This is a genomic window from Streptomyces sp. 840.1 (genome assembly GCF_003751445.1).
GTDB lineage: Bacteria > Actinomycetota > Actinomycetes > Streptomycetales > Streptomycetaceae > Streptomyces.
On record NZ_RJUU01000003.1, the window covers coordinates 385,580 to 409,171 of the forward strand.

Genomic DNA, 23,592 nt, shown 5'->3' on the forward strand with positions numbered 1-23,592 from the left:
CGCGTGCGGCCGGCGGCGGACCCGTTCAGGAGTGCATGGACGCGCCCTTGAGGATCTTGTCCACGGCGTTGCGGGGACCGTGCACGGCCAGCCCGACCAGGTCCATCGCGGCCCGGGGCACCGCCCGCACGGCGGCCCGGTTGTCCCGGTCGTTGCCCGTCGTGAAGAGGTCGGAGGTGAACACCGACAGGGTCACGCCACGGCCGACCGCACGGGTGTGGGCCGTCGTGAGCACCTCCTTCCCTCCTTCGAGGACCAGGACCGGCTGCCGGAACATCGGCAGGTAGGGGGTGCCGTCGGCGTCGGCGTACGGTTCGCCGACGAGTTCGGGCACCGCCGTGCCGAGGCCGCTGACCAGGAACGCGGTGACGTTCAGCCGCTGCCAGGTCTGCAGGTCGTCCCTGAGCAGGACGGCGATCTTGGTGTCGAAGCGGACGGGGGCTGTTTCGTCTGTCATGGCACCGAGCCTGCCCGGCACTCCCCCGGCGCGTCTTGTACGAACTTTGCATGCCGGCGGCGGCCGCCCGCCTGCCCGGAGCCGGCGGACCCGCGGCCGGGCGTACGATCGGGGCATGGCAGCTCGTCCGGACATCACCGCGTGGTGTCCGCCGGTGGAGGGGATCGAAGAGGTCTTCCACGCCCACTTCATCGACCACTCCTACCCGATGCACACGCACGACGCGTGGACCCTGCTCATCGTGGACGAGGGCATGGTCCGCTACGACCTGGACCGCCACGAGCACGGGGTGCTCACCCATGTGGTGACGCTGCTGCCGCCGCACGTTCCGCACAACGGCGGCGCCGCGACCGCCGGGGGCTTCCGCAAACGCGTGCTGTACCTCAACACCGCGCAGGTCGACGAGCGGCTGATCGGCATGGCCGTCGACCGGCCCGTGCTGCACGATCCCGCGCTGCGGAACCGGATCGCCCGGCTGCACACGACGCTCTCGACGCCGGGCGACGAACTGGAGGCGGCGAGCCGGCTCGCCCTGGTCGCCGAACGGCTCGACCGGCATCTGCGCGACCGGCTGGAACCCGTCCGGTACGTGCACGACCGCAGGATCGCCCACCGGCTGCGCGACCTGCTGGACGAACGGTTCGTGGCGGGCATCACGCTCCAGGAGGCGGCGCTGCGCCTGCACGCCCATCACACGCATCTGGTGCGTGCCTTCAGCCGGGAGTTCGGGATGGCGCCGCACCAGTACGTGACGGGGCGCCGGGTCGACCTCGCACGCCGGCTGCTCCTCCAGGGGCTGCCGGGGCCCGACGTGGCGACGTCCGCGGGTTTCTACGACCAGTCCCATCTGGCCCGCCACTTCAAGCGCGTCGTGGGCACCAGCCCCGGGCACTACGCCCGCACCCGCGGACCGCTCGCCCCGCCGGCCGGCTGAGGCGGGCTACCGGCGCTCCAGCGAGCCCCGGACGAAGGCGGCCTGCCCGGCATGCTGGAGATCGTCCGACAGCACGCTGATCAGCCGTACGCCCAGGGTGACCGGCGGCGACCAGGCCTCGTCCACGACGCGGTCCAGCGCATGGCCGTCGAGGCTCTGGAGGAAGCTGACGGTCTGCAGGTGCACGGCGTCGTAGTAGCCGATCAGCAGCTCCGCCGAGCCGACGCGCACGGCCGCGACCTGCTTGCTGCTCTGCCCGTAACCGGTGGCCGCCTCGGCGAACGGCAGATCGAAGCGGGCGGACCAGTCCTGGGCCGTCCAGATCTGCTGGACGCCTGCCGCGTCCGCGATGTGGTCGTCCTGGACCCGGGTCAGGTGCCAGACGAGCCACGCGATCGAGTTCGCGCCCCCGTCGAGGCGTGCGTGGAGATCGTCGGGTCCGAGGCCCTCGACGGCCGAGTGCACCGTCTCCCGGATGCGGGTGAATCCATCCACCAGGATGTCTGCGACGTTCATGTCCTTACCATGGCTGCTCCCCTGCCCCGTCCCCGCCATCGACACACCCCGGCGGGGCCGGGTACGCGGCCTACGGCACGAGGTGCCGGGTCTCGGTGGCCCGCCCGTCCCGGCCGCCCGCCCCTGCGGCCCGCGCGGCGGCGTGCAGCGAGCGCAGCGCCAGCATGAGGAAGCCGATGTCGTCGAGGTACACGGGGTCGGGCAGCAGGTCGACGGGCGACACGGTGTAGATCACCGCAGCCCAGACCAGCGCCTTGTTGCGCAGCGGGATTCCGGCGTCGACCAGCAGTTTCCTGGCGCGGAACACCCGCACCAGGAGGACGCCGGCGACAACCATGGTGAGCAGCGCGAGGGCCGCACCGATGATGAGCCAGGCCGTGGTGTCCATGCCTCATCGTGTACCCGGCAGACGGCGAATCACCACGCGGAGGGTCCGCCGGTGGTGTGACGGTGCGCTCGTCGCGACAGATCCCGTTCCTGACGGTCGTGCTCGGCTGTTCGGGTCAGTACGCTGCGAGTGACCGCTGCGGCACCGCCGAGAGCCGCCTCGGCAAGATCCGCGGAACCGCCGGAGCTGCGGTGGCGGCGGGTCCGGGGCGACCATGGGAGACAGCGAACCTTGCGTCCGGGCACGGCGACGGCTTGGGAAGGATGGTCCGTGGACGGCACTGGCGACATGCGGACCGGCTTGGGCGCCGCCCGCCGGGCGGCGGCGGTGCGCCGCTCCCCCGAGGGCGGTCTGGTGGACGTCCTCGGGACGGCCGCGATGGTGCTGGACACCGAGGGCCGCATCGCGCTGTGGAGCCCGCAGGCCGAGCGGCTGCTGGGGTACACGCCGCAGGAGGCGCTGGGCCGGTTCGCCGCCCGTCTCCTGGTCGACGACGAACACTTCGAGCTGGTGCTGAGGCTGTTCTCCGAGGTGATGGGCAGCGGTGAGACCTGGGCGGGGACCTTCCCCGTACGGTGCAAGGACGGCACGTCCCGGCTGCTGGAGTTCCGCAACATGCGGCTCCAGGACGACCGCGGCGGCTTCTACGCGCTGGGCCTGGCCACGGACGGGGCGACGCTGCGGCAGGTGGAGCGCGATCTGGCGCTGTCCGTCCGCCTGGTCGACCAGTCCCCGATCGGCCTGGCCGTCCTGGGCAGCGATCTGCGGTATCTGGCGGCCAACCCCGCGCTGGAGCGGATGAACGGTCTGAGCGCGGCCGAGCACCTGGGCCGCCGGGCCGGGGAGGCGCTGCCCTTCCTGGACGCCGAAGCGGTGGAGGCGGCGATGCGTGAGGTCCTCAAGAGCGGTGTGCCGCAGGTGGGCCATCAGGTGGAGGGCCGTACCGGGGCCGATCCGGAGACCGACCGTGCCTGGTCGATGTCGCTGTACCGGCTGGAGGACTCCGGCGGTCAGGTGCTGGGGCTCGCCGTCTCGCTGATCGACATGACCGACCACCACCGCGCGGAGGCCGAGGCGGAGCGGGCCAGGCACCGGCTGGCACTGGTCGCGGACGCATCGGTGCGCATCGGGACCACCTTGGACCTGGAGCAGACCGCGCGGGAGCTGGCCGAGGTCACGGTTCCGGAGCTGGCCGACGTCGCGGCGGTCGACGTCCTGGACAGTGTGCTGAAGGGACGCCCCAGCCGGACCGAGGGCCCGGCCCTGATCCAGGCGCTGGCCGTCGTCGCGGCCCGGCCGACGCCGGTCGTGGAGGCGGCGGATCCACCGGGCCACGCGGCCCACTACGGAGCGGACCGGCTGATCACCCGCTGTGTGCGTACGGCCGAGCCGGTCCGGGTGGCGTACCTGGACGCGCGGTCACTGGCGCAGGTCGCCCGCGACAGCCGTTCGGCGGGGCTGCTGGCCGAGGCCGGTGCGCACTCCTACCTGGCGGTGCCGCTGATCGCCCGGGGCGAGGTGCTGGGCGCCATCGACCTCATCCGGACGGACAATCCGCTGCCGTTCACCGAGGAGGACGAGGTGCTGGCCTGCGAGCTGGCGGCCCGCGCGGCGGTCTGCATCGACAACGCCCGGCTGTTCCGGCAGCAGCGGGAGACCGCGCTCACCCTCCAGCGCAGCATGCTGCCTCACAACCACCACGCCCCGGCCGGCCTTGAGGTGGCGTCCCGCTACCGGCCGGCCGCCTCGCGGTACGAGGTCGGCGGGGACTGGTTCGACGTCATCCCGCTGCGGGAGGGCGGAACCGCCCTGGTGGTCGGTGATGTCATGGGCAGCGGCATCAACGCGGCCACCACGATGGGGCGGCTGCGGACGGCCACCCAGACCCTGTCCAGGATCGGCCTGCGGCCCGCCGAGGTGCTCGCGCACCTCGACGAGATCACCGCAGACCTCGACCCGTGGTTCGCCACCTGCGTCTACGGCGTGTACGACCCGGACCGCAACATCTGCCGGGTGAGCACCGCCGGGCATCTCCCGCCGGTGCTGATCCCGGCCGGGGGCCTGCCCCGGCTGCTCGAACTGCCTGCCGGGGCGCCGCTCGGGGTGGGCGGTGTGCCGTTCAGCGACGTCACGTTCGACCTCGGGCCGGGTGACCGGCTCGTCCTGTACACGGACGGCCTGGTGGAGACCCGTGACCAGGACATAGACACCCGCCTCGACGCCCTGCGGGAGTTGCTCCGCGAGCCCGATCCGTCGCTGGAGGAGTCCTGCGACCGGCTGCTGCGCAAGCTGCGGGACCCCAGTCACCACGACGACGTGGCGTTGCTGATGGCCCGGGTGCGCGACTGACACGGGCGGTGGCACCGGATGCGTGCCACCTTCCGCTGCCGGGTGGTTCAGCGGCCGCACCTGCGGTGCCGGCGGCAACGGCGGCCCGGAGTGGCGCACCGGCGCGCTCCCGCGCCGAGGAAGCCGAGACCGATGCCGAACATCCAGGCGTCCTTGGCCAGCGGCACGCCGGCCTGGCTGGGGCGCAGGCTGCCCTGCTCCCGCATTCCGGGGACCCGCAGATACAGGCCGAGCAGCCCGCCGGAGAACCCGGTCAGCGCCAGTCCGGCGAGCCGGGTCGGCACGACGGGGACCAGCAGCGCGCTGCCGACCGTGATCTCGGACCAGGCGAGCAGTCGGGTGAACCGCCCGGCCTCGATCCGGTCGAGGAAGGGGTAGGCGGTGCAGGCCATGCCGTGCAGGTTCTGCGCGGTCTCCTCGTCGGCCTTGAGCTTGCCCAGGCCGGAGTTCAGGATGAACGCGCCAGTGGCCAGGCGCGGAGGAATGTCTCGCGGTTCGAGCACCGACAGCATCGAAAAGCCTCCACAGATCAGGTCCAGGGCCCCCGGTCGATCATAGGCAGCGGGCCGGCGGACCGCTCGCAGAGAACGGCCCCGGCGCCCCCGGCCGGTTCGCCATACTGACCTCGGCGGGATGAGAGAGGCGGCACAGTGATACGACAACAGCCCGGATACGACGTTGTGGTGGTGGGCGGCAGCGGGGTGGACACGATCGTCCGCGTCGACGCCCTGCCGGTCCCGCTCGCCGATTCCGTCATGGTCGGCCCGATCGAGGAGTGGGCCGGGCAGACCGGGGGCAATGTGGCGCTCGGTGCGCGGGCGCTCGGTCTGGACGTGGCCCTGCTCGACTGCATCGGTGACGATCCGGTCGGCGCCCTGGTGCGCGAGCGGCTGGCCGAGGGGGACGTGGAGTTCCATCCGGTGATCTCCCCGGCGGGCACCCGGCGCGCGGTGAACCTGGTGGACGCGAAGGGCCGGCGGATGTCGTTCTACGACGCCCGGGACCCGGAGGACCTGCGGATGCCGAGGGACTTCTACCTGCCCCGGCTGCGGCGGGCCCGCCATGTCCACCTGTCCATCATGCACTTCACCCGGTTCCTGTACGACGACATCGAGGCCCTCGGGGTCCCCGTCTCCACGGATCTGCACGACTGGGACGGACTCGCCGAGCACCAGCGGGAGTTCGCCCTCCGCTCCGATCTGGTCTTCTTCAGCGCGGCGACGACGGGCGACCGCGCCCCCGAGCTGATGCGGCGGATCCTGCGCGAGGGCCGTGCGAGCACGGTGGTGGCCACGGCGGGCGCCGAGGGCTCCTATCTGCTCACCCGCGACGGCGGGCCGGACCCGTACCACGTACCGGCCACCGTGCCGTCCGCACCGGTCGTGGACACCAACGGGGCCGGCGACGCGTTCGTCACCGGCTTCCTGTTCGGGAGGCTCGACGGCCGGGACGACCGCGCATGCGCCCGGCTGGGTGCGGTGGCGGGGGCCCACGCCTGCACGGCACCCGGCTCGACCGCCCTCATCGGCCGCGACGCCCTGCTCGCGGCCGGCCGCAGCGGTTCGCCGGAAGCCTGATCCCGCCCGTGCCGCCTCCGGGCGGCACGGGCTCCCTGTTTCACAGCGCCACGGTCAACTGCGCCTGCACATGGGCGCGCAGCACGCCCGCCATGTCCGTCACGCAGCCGCTGATGAGCCACTGCACCTGGAGTCCGTCCATCATCGCGATCAGCTGCTGCGCCGCCTCGTCGGGCTCGATCCCGGGACGCAGCGCGCCCTCTTCCTGTGCCTCCCGGTAGGAGACGGCCGTGGAGAGCACCGAGGTGCGGTAGCGCTCCACGAAGTAGGCGTGCGCCGGGTGGTCGGCGGAGGTCGCCTCGGCCGCGAGTACGGAGAACAGCTCGACGATGCCCCGGCGTTCGGCGTTCAGCGTGGCGAGGTCGGCGAGCCGCCGCAGCCGGCCCACGCCCTTCGGGCTGCCGACGGCCAGCCATTCGGCGTCCACCTCGTCGCGGTGTTCCAGCACCGCGAGCAGCAGCGACTGCTTGGTCGGGAAGTGGTGCAGCAGTCCGGGATGCGAGATCCCGCAGCGGGTGGCGATCACCCGCAACGACGCGCCCCGGTAACCGACCTCACCGAACATGGCCATGGCCTGGTCAAGGATCTCCACGCGTTTGGCCCGGCCCTTGGCGTAGCCACGACGTGTGTCGGCGGTCATGTGCCACTCTCCCCGGCCGTCCGTGACGGCGTCAATGAGTACAGTTGCATACCCACATACTTACCACCCGGTCGGGATTCGGCGTACGGTGGGACCGGGTGGCCGAGTTGGGCCGGCCGGTCCTTCCGCCACCCGGGGCATCCGCCCGACGAGAACGTCACCGACGTTGTGAAAGGAACTCCTGTGGGCTCCTCACTGCCCTATCTCGACCCCGCGCTGTCCGTCTCCGAGCGCGTCGCCGATCTGGCCGGGCGGATGACGCTGCCCGAGAAGGTCGGCCAGATGCTCCAGTTGAACGCGAAGGAAGGCGTCCGCCACCTCATCGAGGACATGCACGCGGGCTCGATCCTGCACGCCTCCCCCGAACGCGTCCTGGAGGCCGCCGCCCTCACCGAGCGGACCCGGCTGCGCATTCCGCTGCTCGTCGCCGAGGACTGCATCCACGGTCACTCGTTCTGGGAAGGCGCCACGATCTTCCCCACCCAGCTCGGCATGGCCGCGAGCTGGGACCCGGAACTCGTCGAGCGGATCGCGCGGGCGACGGCCGTCGAGGTCGCCGCGACCGGCGTGCACTGGACGTTCTCGCCGGTCCTGTGCATCACCCGGGACCTGCGCTGGGGCCGGGTGAGCGAGACGTTCGGCGAGGACCCCTTCCTCATCGGTGAGCTCGCCTCCGCGATGGTGCGCGGGTACCAGGGGGACGGTCTCGACGACCCGACGGCGATCCTGGCGTGCGCCAAGCACTTCGCCGGCTACTCCGAGACCCAGGGCGGCCGGGACGCGAGCGAGGCCGACATCTCGCGGCGCAAGCTCCGTTCGTGGTTCCTGCCGCCGTTCGAGCGGGTCGCCAAGGAGGGCTGCCGGACGTTCATGCTCGGGTACCAGTCGATGGACGGCGTCCCGATCACGGTCAACAACTGGCTGCTGAACGAGGTGCTGCGCGGTGAGTGGGGCTACACCGGAACGCTGGTGACCGACTGGGACAACGTCGGCCGCATGGTGTGGGAGCAGCGGGTCTACGCCGATCACGCGCAGGCGGCCGCCGCGGCGGTCCGCGCGGGCAACGACATGGTGATGACGACGCCGGACTTCTTCGAGGGTGCGCAGGAGGCGGTCGCGGGCGGCACGCTCGACGAGGCGGAGATCGACGCGGCGGTCCGCCGGATCCTCACGCTCAAGTTCGAGCTGGGCCTGTTCGAGAACCCGCGCCACCCGGACCGCGCTCAGCAGACCGCGGTCATCGGGAGCGCCGGGCACGCGGACGTGAACCTCGAAGCGGCCCGCCGCACGCTGGTGCTCCTCACCAACGACGGCACGCTGCCGCTGGCCGGCGGTCTCACGGCCGGGGCGGACGGACGCGCGCTCGCGCCGGCCGGCGCCGGGCCCCGCACGGTCGCGGTCATCGGGCCCAACGCCGACGACGCCCAGACCCAGCTCGGCGACTGGGCGGGTTCCTCCGGCCAGGCGGACTGGCTGCCGGACGGCCATCCGCGCGACATGATCCGCACCGTCCTGGACGGATTCCGGGAGCACGTGCCGGACGGCTGGACCGTCACCCACGCGCGCGGGGCCGACATCCTCACGGTGGGACCGGACCCGCTGGGCGCGTTCTTCCCCGACGGGCAGCCCCGGCCGGAGGTCGTCGTCCCCTCGGAGCCCTCCGAGGCGCTGATCAGCGAGGCCGTCGCCGCGGCGGAGGCCGCCGACTACGTCGTCGCGGTCGTCGGCGACCGCATCGAGCTGATCGGTGAGGGTCGCTCGACCGCGACCCTGGAGCTGATCGGCGGCCAGGTCGCGCTGCTCGACGCGCTGGCCGCGACGGGCAAGCCGCTCGTGGTGGTCGTCATCAGCTCCAAGCCGCTCGTGCTGCCGCCCTCCGCGCACAGCGCGGCGGCGATCGTGCACGCCTTCAACCCGGGCATGCTCGGCGGCCGGGCCGTGGCGGAGCTGGCGCTCGGCCTCATCGAGCCCTCCGGCCGGCTGCCCGTCTCCTTCGCCCGGCACTCGGGCCAGCAGCCGACGTACTACAACCAGGTGCGCGGCCAGCACGGCTCCCGCTACGCCGACCTGACGCAGAGTCCGGCGTTCGTGTTCGGTGAGGGCCTGAGCTACACGAGTGTCGAGTACAGCGGTCTGACGGTGCTGACCGAGGCCCTCGGCGCGGACGACATCCTGCGGGCCCGGGTCCTGGTCAGCAACACCGGCGACCGGCCGGTGCGGGAGACCGTGCAGGCGTACGTGAGCGACACCGTCACGTCGGTGACGTGGGCCGAGAAGGAGCTCAAGGCCTACCGCCAGATCACCCTCGGACCCGGCGAGTCGCGCGAGGTGGCCATCGAGCTGCCGGTCGCGGAGTGCAGCCTGGTGGACGCCGCGGGCAACCGCGTCGTCGAGCCCGGCGCGTTCGAACTGCTCGTCGGCCCGTCCTCGCGCGACGAGGCACTGCTGCGCGCGGGGTTCACCGTAAAGAGCTGACGGCTGCGCCGCCCGGGCGCCCGGTACACCGCCGGGCGCCCGGGGCCCGGCACCCGCCGCGCCGCCGGACAGCCCCGTTGCCGCTGATCACGACGGTGGTGCTGTCGTTCGCGGCGGCGCTCGGCATCGGCGCGCCGGCCTTCCGCTTCGTCTTCGGCTACGCGGGCGAGCCGACGGACCTCCCACTGTTCGTCTTCGTGTTCCTGGTGGCCCTCGGCATCGACTACAACGTCTTCCTGTCGACGCGGATCCGCGAGGAGGCTCGGTGCTGGTCACCTCGCTCTTCCTGGACCCGCGAGGACGGTTCGGCGGGGCACGAGGCGGATTCGGCGGCGCGTGAGGCGTAGTGGCGCGGCGAAGTGCGCGCGTGCGTCAGGGGACGGGAGGCGTCATCCTGGATCGGGGGGATCCTGGCCGCCCGGCCGCGGCGGCTGCCGCGCGGGGTCCGGACGGCCCGGGGCGACCGCTTCCTGCGGGGCGTCACCGGCATCCGCCGCTCCGGGCATCGCCGCTCCGCCGCCTCGCAGGCGCTCGATGTCCGAGGGGCGCACCTTGACGATGATCAGGGCGATCAGCGCGGCCACGACGGCGAACACGACGGCGGTGACGAAGGCCCTGGAGATGCCCGTCACCAGCACCTGCTCGCCCCAGGGGCCGGGCAGCTGACCGGTCCTGCGGAACTGGGCCGCCTCGGCGGGGGTCGCCTGCGACAGGAAGCGCGGGACCTGATGGGTGGCCTCGTCGCGGCTGGCCGTACCGAAGACCGTGACCAGGATGGACAGGCCGAGCGAACCGCCCACCTGCTGCATGGTGTTGAGGATGCCGGACGCCGCGCCCGCCTCCCGCGACTCCACACCGGACACGGCCATCAGCGTCAGCGACACGAACTGCAGCCCCATGCCGAGCCCGAACACGAGCACCGGTCCGAGCAGACTGCCCAGGTACGTACTGTCCGCGTCCGCCTGCGTCAGCCAGCCGAGCCCCGCGGCGCACAGGAGGGATCCCGTCACCATGAAGGGTTTCGGCCCCCATCTGGGCAGCAGTCTGGAGGTGAAGCCGGCTCCCACGGCGATGATCGCGCTGACCGGCAGGAAGGCCAGGCCGGCCCGGAGCGGGCTGAAACTCAGGATGTTCTGCACGAAGAGGGTCAGGAAGAAGAACATTCCGAACATCGCGGCGGACAGGCACAGCATCATCCCGTACACACCCGCGCGGTTGCGGTCGCGGAACATCCACAGCGGCGTGATGGGCTGCCTCGACCGTCCCTCGATGGCGATGAACAGGGCGAGCAGTACGACGGCGGCGGCGAAGGCTCCCAGGGTCAGGCTGTCGCTCCAGCCCTCCTCGGACGCGCGGATGAAGCCGTAGACGAGCAGCACCATGCCCACCGTGGCCGTCAGCGCGCCCACGACGTCGAAGTGGCCCGGGTGTCGTTCGGACTCCCGGATGAAGCGGGGTGTGGCGAGCACGATCAGCAGCCCGATGGGGACGTTGACGAAGAAGATCCACCGCCAGTCGAGCCACTCCACCAGCAGTCCGCCGGCCAGCAGCCCGATGGCGCTGCCGCCTGCCGAGACGGCGGCGAAGACACCGAACGCCCGGTTGCGGTCGGGCCCCTCGCGGAAGGTGGTGGTGATCAGTGAGAGCGCGGTCGGCGAGGCGATGGCGCCGCCGACGCCCTGGAGCGAACGCGCCGCGAGCAACTGCCAGGATTCCTGAGAGAGACCGCCGAGCAGCGAGGCGAAGGCGAAGAGCACGACGCCGAACATGAAGACTCTGCGGCGGCCGAGGATGTCACCGAGCCGCCCGCCCAGCAGCAGCAGTCCGCCGAACGTCAGCGTGTAGGCGTTGACCACCCAGGAGAGGTTCTCGGTGGAGAAGCCCAGCGCGGTCTGGATGTGCGGAAGGGCGATGTTCACGATGGTGATGTCGAGGACCACCATCAACTGGCAGGAGCAGATGACGAGTAGGGCGATCCCGCTGCCGTGTGCCCCCTTCGGGGATTCGGCAGCGTGCCGGGGTGTCGCGTGGGATTCCGTCATGGGATCGCTTGCAGACTCAAGCCGTTGAGTGAACGCATACGTTCACTCACACGAGATTAGCCCTGCCCGTCGGCCCCCGCCAATCGATGGAAGCCCGGGGCGGGCGGCGCGGGGCGGGCGCGACATTACGGCGGCGTGAAATCGCGCGGGCCCTCGCACCCGGTCGCGGGTGGTCGGGAGCGGGTGGTCGGGAGCGGGCCGTGAACCGCAGGTCAGACGCGGTTTGACGGCGTCCGCCCGGCTGGGTGGCGGGCCGCGCGCGGGCACCCTGCGGGGAGCCGGTGCGTGGTTGACGTACCCGGCGGGCGCTGCGAGTCTCCGGAACATGTTCGCGACGGTCACTGCCGATACGCGGCCCGCCCCGCGCGTCGGCCGCACCGCACCGCGGCCCGGGTGTCCGGGCCGCTGTAGCGCTGCCTGAGCGACCCCCGTCGCACGGAGCCCCGCTTCCTGCGGCTCCACGCCTCCCACGTATCCGCACCCGGCCCCGCCGCGTCCGACAGCGGGCGTCTCCCCGCCCGGACGGGCGTGCCCATCGAAAGGAATCCCGCGATGTCCTCGGCAACCACAGCTCCCGCCCCCACCACCGTCACGGTCCAGAAGGTCGGCGGCCGCATCGGCGCCGTCATCTCCGGGGTACGCCTCGGGGGCGATCTGGACCCGGGCACGGTCACGGCCGTGCGGGCCGCGCTCCTGGCCAACAAGGTCGTCTTCTTCCGGGGCCAGGACCACCTGGACGAGGACAGCCACGAGGCGTTCGGCAGGCTGCTCGGCACCCCGGTCGCCCACCCGACCGTCCCCTCGGCCGACGGCCGCTACTCGCTCGGCATCGACTCCGACCACGGCGGCCGGGCCAACCAGTGGCACACCGACGTCACCTTCGTACCCGCCTATCCGGCCTTCTCCATCCTGCGCGCGGTCACCGTCCCGCCCTACGGCGGCAACACGCTGTGGTCCAACACCGCCGCCGCGTACGCCGGGCTGCCCGAGCAGCTGCGCACCCTGGCCGACAGCCTGCGGGCCGTCCACTCCAACGACTACGACTACATCTCGGTGCGCCCGGACGCGCTGCCCGAGGCGCTCGCCCAGTACCAGAAGGTGTTCACCTCGACGAAGTTCCTCACCGAGCACCCGGTGGTCCGCGTCCACCCCGAGACGGGCGAACGGGTGCTGCTCCTGGGCAACTTCGTCCAGCGCATCAGCGGACTGACCGGCCGCGACTCGCGGGCTCTCGTCGAGCTGTTCCAGTCCCACATCGAGCGCCCGGAGAACACCGTGCGCTGGCAGTGGCAGGCCGGTGACGTGGCCATCTGGGACAACCGCGCCACCCAGCACTACGGAGTGGACGACTCGGACACCCACGAGCGCAAGCTGCGCCGCGTGACCGTCGACGGAGACGTCCCGGTCGGCACGGACGGCAGGCCCTCCACCCTCATCAGCCCGACGGAGGTACCCGAGCCGGCCTTCGGCATCGCGTCCGGGGCCTCGGCGGACCCGGCGGCAGCGGCCGGGGACCGGAAGGAGCGAAGGTAAAGACTCCTTCCATTGCGCAACCGTTAAAGTATGGGCATGGATACCGATTGCACGACACGCGAGGAGCACGCGGTGCTCGTCGGGGGCCCCGCCCACGGCCTGCGCCTGCGCGTCACCGACCGGCCGACGATCCTGCAGATCACCCGCCCCTGCGAGGTGGAGGCCGCACCGGGCGGCGTCCGGGCCGAGGCCCTGTACGTGTACCGGCTCGGCCTGCCCCCGGGCGAGGGGCCGCTGCGCTACGGCTACGACGCCGCGAGCCCGTGACCCCACCCGGTGGTGCACCGGTCCTGCGCGCGCCGGACCGGTGCGCCACCGGTCAGCCCCCGGACACCTGCGCCGCGACCTCGATCAGCAGCGCCTGCCCCGGGTTGAGCGTCGGCATCGGCAGCCCGGCGCCGGTCAGCACGGCGCCCGGCACCGGGACCCAGCCGTCGAGCGCCGCCGTGCACCACGGCGGGCTGGCGACCTGGTGGAGGGCGGGCAGCCCCGCCTCCGTACGGATCCGGACCCGGTAGGGACGGCCCGGGGTGAGGCCGGGCAGCCGGACCCGGCCGGACTGACCGGGCACGGACGTCTCCGTGCGCGTCCAGCAGTACAGCGCGGAACCGGCGTCCGGCGCGACCACGCCGTGCAGCTGGGTCGCCTCGTCGTCGAGGTCCGCCCTGACCACCCGTCCGCTGTGCAGGAGCCCGCGCAGCTCCTTGTAGAGCGCCGCCCACCGGCCCAGCGCCACGCGTTGCTCCGGGGTGCGCGCCGTCAGGTCGTCCTCGATGCCCGCGTGGCCGAACAACGCGGTGATCAACCGGAAGGAGTCATCGGTGACCCGCCCCGTCGTATGGCTGCGCGGACCCCCGACGTGGGCGCCGACCAGCTCGGGCGGCAGCAGCTGCCCGGTCCAGCGCTGGATGGCCTGGCGCTCCACCGGGTCGTTGCAGTCGGACGCCCAGACCCGGTCCGTCCGGGCGAGCACGCCGAGGTCCACGCGGCCGCCGCCGCTGGAGCACGACTCGATCTCCAGCGCGGGGTGGCGCGCCCTGAGCGCGTCCATCAGCCGGTACAGGGCCGCCGTCTGGGCGTGCACGCCGGGCCGGTCGGCGCCGTGCGCGCCGCGCCGCACCGCTTCGTGCAGCTCCCGGTTGTGGTCCCACTTGAGGTAGTCGATGCCGTACTCGTTCACGAGGGCGTCCAGCCGCTCCAGCAGGTGGGCGAAGGCGTGCTCGTCGGCGACGTTGACCACGTACTGGTGCCGGGAGCTCGGGCCCACACCGGCGGACGGACCGAGAATCCACTCGGGGTGCTCGCGGGCCATCCGCGAGTCGAGGTTCACCATCTCCGGTTCGACCCAGAGCCCGAACTGCATCCCGTGCGCGTGCACCCGGTCCGCCAGCGGCGTCAGCCCCTCGGGCCACACCTGCGGGTCCACCGTCCAGTCACCGAGCCCCGCCGTGTCGTCCCGGCGGCCGAGGAACCAGCCGTCGTCCAGGACCAGGCGCTCCACCCCGACGGCTGCGGCGTCGTCGGCCAGCGCGAGCAGCCGCTCGGGGCGGTGGTCGAAGTACACCGCCTCCCAGGTGTTCAGGGTCAGCGGCCGAGGTGTGGACGGATGGCCCGGCCGGGCGCGGAGCATCGTGTGGAAGCGGCCGGCCAGCCCGTCCAGGCCCTCCCCGGACCAGGCGAAGAAGCATTCGGGCGAGGTGTACCGGTCGCCCGGGGCCAGCCGGATCTCGCCGGGCACCAGCAGTTCGCCGCCGCCGAGGACTCCCCCGTGCACCCCCGCGCCCTCGGGCAGTCGCTCGGCGAGCCAGCGCTGGTTGCCGCTCCAGCCCACGTGCAGGGCCCAGACCTCACCGGTGCGGAACCCGAATCCGGGCACCCCCACGGTCAGGAGGTGCGGGGCGTCCAGCCCCGGCTTGCCCCGGCGCACCTCACGGACATGTCCGGCGAACGCCAGCCGGCCGCGCTGCGGGGTGCGTTCGCGGCACCACTTCCCGGTGAAGTCCAGGATCTCCTGGGCGCGGTTCGGCAGCGGGAGCAGCGCGGTGGTGGCGGCGAGGTCGTACGGGACGGCGTCGGCAACGGGGTCCGCGCCCGGCCCTGCGGCGGGGCCGGGTGCGGGTCCGGCCGGGCACGAGAGGCTGGTGCGCACGCCCAGGACACCGGAGGGGTCCAGCCGGTAGGTGAGGGTGATGTCGAGGGCGGCGTCCGTGTCGTGGAGGGCGATGAGCAGTTCGCCGGGGCGTTCCTCGGCTCCGGTCATCACGACCCTGGGCGCGGTGGCCGTGCCGGCGCGGTGGCCCTGCTGGGCCGGGGTGCCGAGCCAGCCGTCGGCCTCGGTGGGCCACACGGTGAACTGCCTGGGTTCGTCGAGCGAGTTGTTGAGCGCGGCGGCGTCGGCGGTCAGCCCGAGGGCCGCGAGACCCTCGCCGGACAGCTCACCGAGATCCTCGCCCCAGTGCAGGACACGGGGCAGCGGAGCGCGGAGTTCGACGACGAAGCTCACCCCGGCCGCCCGCAGGTGCGCGATCCGGGTGGTGGTGCGGGTCATGGCATGTCCTCTCGAGAGCGCGGCGACAGTAACGAGAGTTTCCTTCCATCGTCAATATATTCTGCATAGGCCCAAGGTCATTTCCCTGTTCCTGGGCGTTTCACGCCCCCGGTCCCGCCTCCCTTGCTTTCGGGCAGAAGGTAATCTCCACGGGGTGAACCTCTCCCGGCAGCCGCCGTCCGCTGCCCTCGTCCTCCAGGCCCTGCTGACCCAGGGGCCGTTGACCCGGGCGGAGCTCGGACGCCGTACCGGCCTCTCCTCGGGGGCCGTCACCAAGGTCTCGGCGCCCCTACTCGACGACGGCTGGATCACCGAGCTCGGGCCGGCCGGCGAACGGCAGCCCGGCCGCCCGGCCACGCTGGTGGCGGTGCGTCCCGAGCGGGCCGGGTTCATCGGCATCAAGATCACCTCGGACGAGCTCATCGGCATGCTCGTCGACCTCACGGCCACCCCCCTTGCCACCCAGCGGATCCCGCTGCGCTCGCGGGACGTCGGCACGGTGGTCGCGGCCGTCGCCCGGCTGGCCGGCTCGCTCTCCGGACGGGCCGGAAAGGGGGCGGGCGGGGCCGGCCCTGCGGTGCACAGCGTCGGCGTGACGGTCTCCGGCGATGTGGACGGCCCCGGCGGCACGGTGCGCTACTCGCCCTTCCTCGACTGGCACGGCGTCCGGCTCGCCGCCCTGGTCGAGGAGGCCACCGGCATCGCGACGGTGATCGACAACGACGTACGGGCGCTCACGGTCGCCGAGCAGTGGTTCGGCGCCGGGGTCGGGCTCTCCTCGTTCGCCCTGGTCACCGTCGGCGCCGGGGTGGGATGCGGGATGTCCGTCCACGGGCGGGTGGTCTCGGGCGCGTTCGGGGTCTCCGGCGAACTGGGACATCTGCCCGTCGGCGGCACGGACCGGGTCTGCACCTGCGGCAACACCGGCTGCGTCGAGGCCGTCGCGTCCACCCAGGCCATCGTCGACCAGGTGCGGGAGCAGACGGGCGACGCGGCCCTCTCGCTCACCGGCGCCGTGCGCCTGGCCCGGTCCGGGGACGCCGCCGCGCGCGACGTCTTCACCCGGGCGGGGCGGGCGCTGGGGCTGGCGATCGCCTCGGTGGCCAACCTCATCGGCCCGGAGCGCATCATCATCTCCGGCGAGGGCGTGGCGGCCTACGACCTGTTCTCCGACGAGATCCGGCGGGCGTTCGGCGCCCAGGCCTTCGGCGCCGCAGCCGGGTGCGAACTCCTGGTGCGGCCGCTGCCGTTCGAGACCTGGGCGCGCGGTGGCGCGGCGATGGCGGCCCACCGCCTCTTCGCACCGCTGCCCGGCCGGTCCGGCGGGACGGGGCGGCGCTGACCTGCGCCGCCGCGCCCCGCCGGACCGCTCACGCCCGGCCCCGTCAGGCGTTGGGGTCGAAGGGGATTCCGGCGGGCATCGCCTTCTGCAGGTGCCCGGCGAGGTTCCCGTCCTTCAGGCCGAAGACGGCGCTGCCGAAGTCGGCCTGAACCAGCTTGTCCCGCAGGCCCTCGGGATATCCGTTCCAGCCGACGAGGTCGGGGAACTGCCACTGGTGGTAGTGGTTCTCGGGCGGCTCGTCGCCCGAGGTCGCGGGACGGAAGCAGTGCGTCCCGATCCCGTCCTTGTGGTAGACGGCCTTGGGGTGGGTGCCGTCCCACTGGATCTGGTCCCGGCTGTAGACACTGAACCCGCCGTGCGCCGAGGTGGAGACGTACTTCGCCTCGTTGTCCCGCACCCAGACCACGACGTGCTCCCAGTCGTGGCGGTGCCCGCCGAGGCCGCTTCCGGCCACGGCCTGGTCCTTCTCGAAGTAGAGGCCGTAAATGATGGCGCACCAGCCGTTGTTGCACTTGGAGCGCGCGTAGCCGTTGGTGTTGTCCAGGTCCCAGGAGTCGTGACAGCTGCCGTTGACGGCTCCGGTGGTCTTCAGCCCGGGGGCTATGGTGCCGTCCGGGCCGATGGCGGGGGTCGGATAGCAGCCGTCGCCGTCGTAGTCGTACGCCGGCTGGAAGGTCTGTTCCAGCCCGTCCGCGTTGGCCGGCAGCGCGCCCGGCACGTCGGCGAAGGCGCTGCCCGGCGACGCCAGGACCAACACCCCCGCCGCGGCCAGCACGAGGGGCACGTTGCGGATCCGTCGTCTGTTCTTCACTGGTTCCTCCTGGTCGAAAGGGTCGGGCCGAACCAAGCGATGTCATGCCCATGGCGATACTCGGGGAACCCTGAAGTCCTGCCGGGTACGGGGGATTTCGCGGCGATGACTACTCGGCCAACTGCCCGGCGGCGCACCGGGCGCAGCCGGCCAGGGGCGCCGCCGCAGCACCTTGTCGAGGTTGACTTTTTTTCTTGACAGAGGAAATTAACTCCCCTACGTTTCCGGCCATGTCATCGACCAACCTCGTCGAGACGTTCCCGGCACCCACGCCGGCTGCCTCTCTGGTGTTCACCACAGCCCTGTCCCAGGGGCCGCTCTCCCGGGTGGAGATCGCGCGCAGGACCGGGCTGTCGTCGGCGGCCGTGACCAAGGCCGTACGCCCGTTGATGGCGACCGGATACTTCGTCGAGGAGAGCGACGGCGCCGCGCCCGCGACGGTCGGGCGGCCGGCCAACCCGGTCCGGGTCAACGGCGGGCGCGCCCTGTTCATCGGGGTCAAGGTGACCGCTGACGAGGTCATCGCGGTGCTCACGGACCTCTGCTGCCGGATCAGGGTGGCCCGCCATGTGCCGCTGTCCGAGCGCTCGCCCGCCTCGGTGATCTCGGTCATCGCAGCCCTCACCGGCGAACTGCTCATCGAGGCAAGGCGGTTCGGCGTCGGAGTGCGCGGACTGGCCGTGGCGGTCTCCGGCGATGTGGACCGGGCCGCGGGCGTGGTCCGCTACTCCCCGTTCCTGGGCTGGCGCGAGGTCGGCCTGGCCGGGGCGGCGCGGGCGGCGACCGGTCTGCCCGTCACCGTGGACAACGACGTCCGGGCCCTGACCGTGGCGGAGCAGTGGTTCGGCGCGGGGGCCGGGCGCTCCGGATTCGCGCTGGTCACGGTGGGGGCCGGGATCGGCTGCGGACTGGTGGTCCACGGCCGGGTGGTGGCCGGGGCGCACGGGGTGGCCGGTGAGATCGGCCATCTGTCCATCGACCCGGACGGGCCGCTCTGCCACTGCGGCAACCGGGGCTGTGTCGAGGCGATCGCCTCGGACTCCGCCATCGCGCGCAGCATCCAGGAGCGGACGGGGCGGCCCGTCGGCGGACCGGCGCACGCGCTGGAACTGGCCAGGGCCGGGGACCCGGTGGCCCGCGAGGCCTTCGCCCGCGCCGGGGCCGCGATCGGCAGGGCCATCGGGGCGGTCGCCAATCTGCTCGGTCCCGAGCGCGTGATCATCTCCGGCGAGGGGCTGGCCGCGTACGACCAGTTCGCCTCACAGATCCGGGACGCGTTCGCCGCCACCGTTTTCAGTACGGCCGCGCGGTGCGAGGTGATCACCCGCCCGCTGCCGTTCGAGGAGTGGGCGCGCGGCGCAGCGGCCACCGCCATCCAGACCTTCATCGGACCCGACACCTTCCAGGAGCAGCGATGACCGAGCAGGCCCGCACACCGGGACCGTCCAGGAGCGGCGCCTCCCGGGGCCGCCGGCGCTGAAGGGCGCACGGCGGACCGGCCACGAGCCCTCCGGTACGCGGCCACCGCACCCAACACCGACCTGTCCCCTCTCCCTCACCGCCCCCTCCGACCAGAGCAGGAGACCACCCGCATGCCCTCCCCCGCCCGCACCACGAGACGAGCCGCGCGCGCCGCGATGGTCCTCGCCGTCACGGCCGCCGTCGCCGTCGCCGTACCTCCGGCGCAGGCCGCTCCCGACACCGCCCCGGCCACGGCGGCGGCCGCCGCGCCGGCGCCCGCCGCCCAACAGGGCCAGGCCCGAAAGCCGTTCATGGGGTGGAGCAGCTGGTCGATGCAGACCAGCTCGTACCCCGGCCTCAACCCCACCGGCCAGTACAGCTACCTCACCGAGGCGAACGTCCTCAAGCAGGCCGACGCCATGGCCGCCAAGCTGAAGCGGTTCGGCTACGAGTACATCAACATCGACGCGGGCTGGTGGCGCGACCAGGACTGGACGCCGGAGTTCGACGGCCACGGGCGCCAGCAGGCCGACCCGGAACGTTTCCCGCGCGGAATGAAGCCGGTCGCCGACGATCTCCACCGCAAGGGCCTCAAGGCCGGCATCTACCTGCCGGTCGGCCTGGAGAAGGAGGGGTACGGCGACGGCAAGCTGCCGGTCTGGAACGCACCGGGCTGCACCACCGGGGACATCGTCCACAGCGATCTGCGCACGACGAACGGCTGGGACAGCTCCTACAAGATCGACTTCTCGCGGCCGTGCGCCCAGAAGTACATCGACTCCCAGGCCCAGTTGATCGCCGACTGGGGATACGACTTCCTCAAGCTCGACGGTGTCGGCCCGGGTTCCTTCAAGAGCGGTGACAACTACGACAACCGGGCGGACGTCGCCGCCTGGAAGAAGGCCATCGCGCGCGCCGGACGCCCCGTCCACCTGGAGATCTCCTGGTCGCTGGATGTCGACTACGCCGACAGCTGGAAGGAGAACTCCGACGGCTGGCGGGTGGACACCGACGTGGAGTGCTACTGCGAGACGCTGGTGACGTGGGACAGCTCGGTCAAGGCCCGCTGGCGCGACACCCCCGCCTGGACCCGGCACGCGGGTCCGGGCGGCTGGAACGACCTGGACGCGATCGACGTCGGCAACGGCGAGATGGACGGACTGACGAAGGCCGAGCGGCAGAGCTACATGACGCTGTGGTCCATCGCCAAGTCGCCGCTCTACTCGGGTGACGACCTGACGAAGCTGGACGCGTACGGCATCTCGCTGCTGACCAACCGCGAAGTGCTCCGGGTCAACCAGCAGCCGGGCGCCCCGGCCCACCCCGTCACGACGGCGGGCGACGAGCAGGTCTGGGCGGCCAGGAACACCGACGGCAGCTACACCGTGGCGCTGTTCAACCTCGGCTCGTCGCCCGCCCCGGTGACGGCCCGCTGGTCGGCCCTCGGCTTCAGCGGCAAGGCCTCCGTGCGCGACCTGTGGAACAAGGAGAACCTGGGACAGCACAAGGACGCCATCACCGAGGCCCTGCCCGCACACGGTTCGCGGCTGTTCACCGTCACCCCGCACGGCTCCGGGCTGCGGACCACGGCGTACGAGGCGGAGTCCCCGGCCAACACGCTCTCCGGCCACGCCGAGGTCGCCGACTGCGACGACTGCTCCGGCGGCAAGAAGGTCGGCAACCTCTACGAGGGCGGCTCGCTGGGCTTCGGGAACATCGAGGCGGCGCGGGCCGGAACGTACTACGTCAACGTGGCCTACACCTCCGGTGACGAGCGGTCCGTCGAGGTCTCGGCCAACGGGAAGCCGGCCACGAAGAGGATCTTCCCGTCCAGCGGGGGCTGGGGCGCGGCCGGGACCATCAGCGTCCCCGTCACGCTCAGGGCCGGCCGCAACACCGTCACCTTCGACAGCGGCGCCTCGGGCTACTCGCCCGACATCGACCGGATCGACGTACCCAAGCGGAGCTGACGCCCGGCGCTGCCCCGAGCCGCCCCAGCGCTTCTCCCCGCCCGTCATCCGCACCGGAATGGAGTCACCGTGAACGACCAGCACCCGCACCCGCAGCTGCCCGCGCAGCCCGGTCCCGAACACCCCAGCCGCCGCCGTCTGCTCACGCTCGCAGCCGCCGTCGGTTCGGCCACCGCCCTGGGCGCGCTGCCCGCCTTCGCCGCCGCGCCGGCCCCCGAGCGGCCCGCCGCGGCCCCGCCGCGCTCACCCGGCCGGGCCACCGAGCTGTGGTACCGGGCCCCCGCATCCGCCGACTCGATGATCGGGCAGGCCCTCCCGGTGGGCAACGGCCGGCTCGGCGCGCTCGTCGGCAACGACCCCGCCCGCGAGCTGCTGCACATCACCGACGCCACCCTGTGGACCGGCGGGATCAACGACGAGCTGGACGCGGACGGCCAGTTCCCTTACGGACGTGCGGACTTCGGAAGCTTCACGCTGCTGGGCAACGTGACGGTCGACATCCCGGACCACGAGCTGTCCGCGGTGTCCGGCTACCGCCGGGGCCTCGACCTGGCCCAGGGCGTCATCACCTCCCACTACACCCGCTCCGGTGTGACGTACGAGCGCAGCGTCTTCGCCAGCAGGCCGGACGACGTCGTGGTCATCCGGTTCACCCAGCGCGGCGGCGGCCACTACACCGGCACGCTCGCGCTGGAGGGCACGCACGGCGAGACCACCTCGGCGGACGGGCGCGGTGCGGAGCTGTCCCTGGCGGACTCGTTCGACAACGGGCTGCGCTACGGGGCGGTCGTCCTGGCGCAGAGCCGCAGCGGCAAGGTGTCCACGGACGGCGGCCGGATCACCTTCACCCGGTGCGCCGACCTCACCGTGGTGATCAGCGGCGGGACCGACTACGCCCCCGACGCGGCCGAGGGCTACCGCGACCCGGGGCTCGACCCGCTCGCCCTCGCACGCACCAAGGCCCGCAACGCGGCCGCCGTCTCCGCCACCGATCTGCTGCACACCCATGTGGCCGACCACCGGGGCCTGTTCGACCGCATGGCCCTGGATCTGGGGGCCTCGACGCCGCAGCAGCGTTCCCTGGACACCTGGGAGCGGCTGCGGGCCCGTACCGCACAGGGCGATCCCGATCCGGAACTGGAGGCCCTGTACCTCCAGTTCGGCCGGTACCTCATGATCTCCGGGTCACGGGGCGGGCTGCCGGTCGCCCTCCAGGGCCTCTGGCTGGACGGCAACGACCCCGACTGGATGGGTGATTACCACACCGACATCAACATCCAGATGAACTACTGGATGGCCGACCGCGCGGGGCTGTCCCCCTGCTTCGACGCGCTAACGGACTACTGTCTCGCGCAGCTCCCGTCCTGGACCGAGGTGACCGGCAGTCACTTCCAGGACCCGGCCAACCGCTTCCGCAACTCCAGTGGCAAGGTCGCCGGCTGGACCGTGGCGTTCTCCACGAACATCCACGGCGGTCTCGGCTGGTGGTGGCACCCGGCGGGCAACGCCTGGCTGTGCAACTCCCTCTGGGAGCACTACGAGTTCACCCAGGACCGGTCGCACGTGGCGCGCATCTTCCCGATGCTGAAGGGTGCCTGCGAGTTCTGGGAGGCGCGGCTGCTGACCACGACCGTCACCGATGCCGCGACGGGCGAACGGCGGGAGGTCCTGATCGCGGACAGCGACTGGTCCCCGGAGCACGGGCCGCAGGACGCGAAGGGCAACACCTACGCCCAGGAGGTGGTCCGGGACCTCTTCCTGCACTTCGAGGAGGCGTGCGCGCTGCTCGGCCGCGACGCGCGGTACGGCGCGGCGGTGGCGAGGATGCGCGAGCGGCTGTACCTGCCCGAGGTCAGCCCCAAGACCGGCTGGCTCCAGGAGTGGATGTCCCCGGACAACCTGGGCGAGACGACACACCGCCATCTGTCGCCGCTGATCAGCCTCTTCCCCGGGGACCGGATCCGGCCGGGCGCGGTCTCCGACGAGCTGCTGGCGGGGGCCACCGCGCTGCTGGAGGCCCGCGGCATGGAGAACTTCGGCTGGGCCAATGCCTGGCGTGCGATGTGCTGGGCACGGCTGAAGAACGCCGACAACGCCTACCAGCTCGTCGTCAACAACCTGCGGCCCTCGGTCAGCAGCAGCAACGGCTCCGCGATGAACCTGTTCGACATCTACCAGGCCGAGCCGGACCGGGGGATCTTCCAGATCGACGCCAACTTCGGTACGCCGACGGCCATGATCGAGATGCTCCTCTACTCGCGGCCCGGCCACATCGAGCTGCTGCCCGCCCTGCCGGCGGCGTGGGCGGGTTCGGGCTCGGTCACCGGACTGGGCGCGCGCGGCGGCTTCGTGGTGGACCTGAGCTGGCGCGACGGGAAGGTGCGCGAGGCGCGGATCCGCAGTGTCGGCGGCCGCACCACCGAGGTGAGCTGGCAGGGCGTGACCCGGCGGGTGGAACTGCGGCCCGGCGGCTCGGTCACCCTGCGGAAGTTCTGACCCCGGCGCGGCAGCCGGTACGGCCGGGGGCGGCGTGGGCCCTGTCGGGTCAC

The 23,592-nt window shown here is 72.3% G+C and carries 18 protein-coding genes and 1 pseudogene; 11 read left to right on the forward strand and 8 right to left on the reverse strand.

Translation table 11 applies throughout. The features are described 5' to 3' along the window. Positions 1-25: 25 nt before the first annotated feature. Positions 26-457 (reverse strand): DUF2000 domain-containing protein, encoded by a 432-nt coding sequence (locus EDD93_RS34195; RefSeq protein ID WP_123530005.1) that lies wholly within the window; start codon positions 455-457, stop codon positions 26-28. A 115-nt stretch (positions 458-572) separates the two neighbouring features. Between EDD93_RS34195 and EDD93_RS34200 the strand changes: the two genes are divergently transcribed. Continuing rightward, the gene (locus tag EDD93_RS34200) at positions 573-1,391 is read left to right on the forward strand and encodes an AraC family transcriptional regulator (protein ID WP_123530007.1); all 819 of its coding nucleotides are present in this window, start codon (positions 573-575) and stop codon (positions 1,389-1,391) included. 6 nt (positions 1,392-1,397) lie between these two features. On the opposite strand, the gene EDD93_RS34205 is transcribed toward EDD93_RS34200, so the two are convergent. Further along, positions 1,398-1,907: a mycothiol transferase gene (locus tag EDD93_RS34205; RefSeq protein WP_123530009.1), complete on the reverse strand. Its 510-nt coding sequence runs from the start codon at positions 1,905-1,907 to the stop codon at positions 1,398-1,400. Between the two features lie 70 nt (positions 1,908-1,977). Continuing rightward, the gene (locus EDD93_RS34210; RefSeq protein ID WP_123530011.1) at positions 1,978-2,295 is read right to left on the reverse strand and encodes a YkvA family protein; all 318 of its coding nucleotides are present in this window, start codon (positions 2,293-2,295) and stop codon (positions 1,978-1,980) included. Positions 2,296-2,583: 288 nt separating this feature from the next. Between EDD93_RS34210 and EDD93_RS34215 the strand changes: the two genes are divergently transcribed. Then, positions 2,584-4,644 (forward strand): SpoIIE family protein phosphatase, encoded by a 2,061-nt coding sequence (locus tag EDD93_RS34215; protein ID WP_123530013.1) that lies wholly within the window; start codon positions 2,584-2,586, stop codon positions 4,642-4,644. Between the two features lie 47 nt (positions 4,645-4,691). Here EDD93_RS34215 and EDD93_RS34220 read toward each other — a convergent pair whose 3' ends face one another. Then, on the reverse strand, positions 4,692-5,156 hold the full coding sequence (locus tag EDD93_RS34220; RefSeq protein ID WP_123530014.1) for a hypothetical protein: 465 nt from the start codon (positions 5,154-5,156) through the stop codon (positions 4,692-4,694). Positions 5,157-5,324: 168 nt separating this feature from the next. Between EDD93_RS34220 and EDD93_RS34225 the strand changes: the two genes are divergently transcribed. Continuing rightward, entirely contained in the window at positions 5,325-6,221 is an 897-nt protein-coding gene (locus EDD93_RS34225; RefSeq protein WP_185092654.1) for a carbohydrate kinase family protein, read from the forward strand. A 40-nt stretch (positions 6,222-6,261) separates the two neighbouring features. Here EDD93_RS34225 and EDD93_RS34230 read toward each other — a convergent pair whose 3' ends face one another. Then, positions 6,262-6,861 (reverse strand): TetR/AcrR family transcriptional regulator, encoded by a 600-nt coding sequence (locus EDD93_RS34230; RefSeq protein ID WP_123530018.1) that lies wholly within the window; start codon positions 6,859-6,861, stop codon positions 6,262-6,264. A gap of 183 nt (positions 6,862-7,044) precedes the next feature. On the opposite strand from EDD93_RS34230, the gene EDD93_RS34235 reads away from it, so the two are divergent. Both EDD93_RS34235 and EDD93_RS34240 read left to right on the forward strand, forming a co-directional pair. Next, entirely contained in the window at positions 7,045-9,336 is a 2,292-nt protein-coding gene (locus tag EDD93_RS34235) for a glycoside hydrolase family 3 N-terminal domain-containing protein (RefSeq protein ID WP_123530020.1), read from the forward strand. Between the two features lie 59 nt (positions 9,337-9,395). Beyond that, a pseudogene (locus tag EDD93_RS34240) lies at positions 9,396-9,599 on the forward strand (MMPL family transporter); the annotation flags it as partial. A 126-nt stretch (positions 9,600-9,725) separates the two neighbouring features. Here EDD93_RS34240 and EDD93_RS34245 read toward each other — a convergent pair. Beyond that, a complete protein-coding gene (locus EDD93_RS34245) occupies positions 9,726-11,378 on the reverse strand; it encodes an MFS transporter (protein ID WP_123530022.1) in 1,653 nt (550 codons plus the stop codon). 552 nt (positions 11,379-11,930) lie between these two features. Between EDD93_RS34245 and EDD93_RS34250 the strand changes: the two genes are divergently transcribed. Both EDD93_RS34250 and EDD93_RS34255 read left to right on the forward strand, forming a co-directional pair. After that, the gene (locus EDD93_RS34250; RefSeq protein WP_123530024.1) at positions 11,931-12,911 is read left to right on the forward strand and encodes a TauD/TfdA family dioxygenase; all 981 of its coding nucleotides are present in this window, start codon (positions 11,931-11,933) and stop codon (positions 12,909-12,911) included. A 36-nt stretch (positions 12,912-12,947) separates the two neighbouring features. Beyond that, positions 12,948-13,178, forward strand: coding sequence for a hypothetical protein (locus EDD93_RS34255; RefSeq protein WP_123531588.1), 231 nt, complete (start codon positions 12,948-12,950; stop codon positions 13,176-13,178). A gap of 52 nt (positions 13,179-13,230) precedes the next feature. On the opposite strand, the gene EDD93_RS34260 is transcribed toward EDD93_RS34255, so the two are convergent. Beyond that, a complete protein-coding gene (locus EDD93_RS34260) occupies positions 13,231-15,459 on the reverse strand; it encodes an alpha-galactosidase (protein ID WP_123530026.1) in 2,229 nt (742 codons plus the stop codon). A gap of 154 nt (positions 15,460-15,613) precedes the next feature. On the opposite strand from EDD93_RS34260, the gene EDD93_RS34265 reads away from it, so the two are divergent. After that, positions 15,614-16,801 carry an ROK family transcriptional regulator gene (locus tag EDD93_RS34265; protein WP_123530028.1) on the forward strand — a complete coding sequence of 396 codons (1,188 nt, stop codon included), beginning with the start codon at positions 15,614-15,616 and terminating at the stop codon, positions 16,799-16,801. A gap of 43 nt (positions 16,802-16,844) precedes the next feature. On the opposite strand, the gene EDD93_RS34270 is transcribed toward EDD93_RS34265, so the two are convergent. Continuing rightward, complete coding sequence (locus EDD93_RS34270) at positions 16,845-17,612, reverse strand: NPP1 family protein (RefSeq protein ID WP_123530030.1); 768 nt, start codon at positions 17,610-17,612, stop codon at positions 16,845-16,847. A 230-nt stretch (positions 17,613-17,842) separates the two neighbouring features. On the opposite strand from EDD93_RS34270, the gene EDD93_RS34275 reads away from it, so the two are divergent. The 3 genes from EDD93_RS34275 (at position 17,843) to EDD93_RS34285 (ending at position 23,539) form a co-directional block, all read left to right on the forward strand. After that, positions 17,843-19,030 carry an ROK family transcriptional regulator gene (locus tag EDD93_RS34275; protein WP_123530032.1) on the forward strand — a complete coding sequence of 396 codons (1,188 nt, stop codon included), beginning with the start codon at positions 17,843-17,845 and terminating at the stop codon, positions 19,028-19,030. Between the two features lie 174 nt (positions 19,031-19,204). Then, positions 19,205-21,043, forward strand: a complete 1,839-nt coding sequence (locus EDD93_RS34280) for a carbohydrate-binding protein (protein WP_123530034.1) — start codon at positions 19,205-19,207, stop codon at positions 21,041-21,043. Positions 21,044-21,112: 69 nt separating this feature from the next. Continuing rightward, complete coding sequence (locus EDD93_RS34285) at positions 21,113-23,539, forward strand: glycoside hydrolase family 95 protein (protein ID WP_260256084.1); 2,427 nt, start codon at positions 21,113-21,115, stop codon at positions 23,537-23,539. Positions 23,540-23,592: the final 53 nt, after the last annotated feature.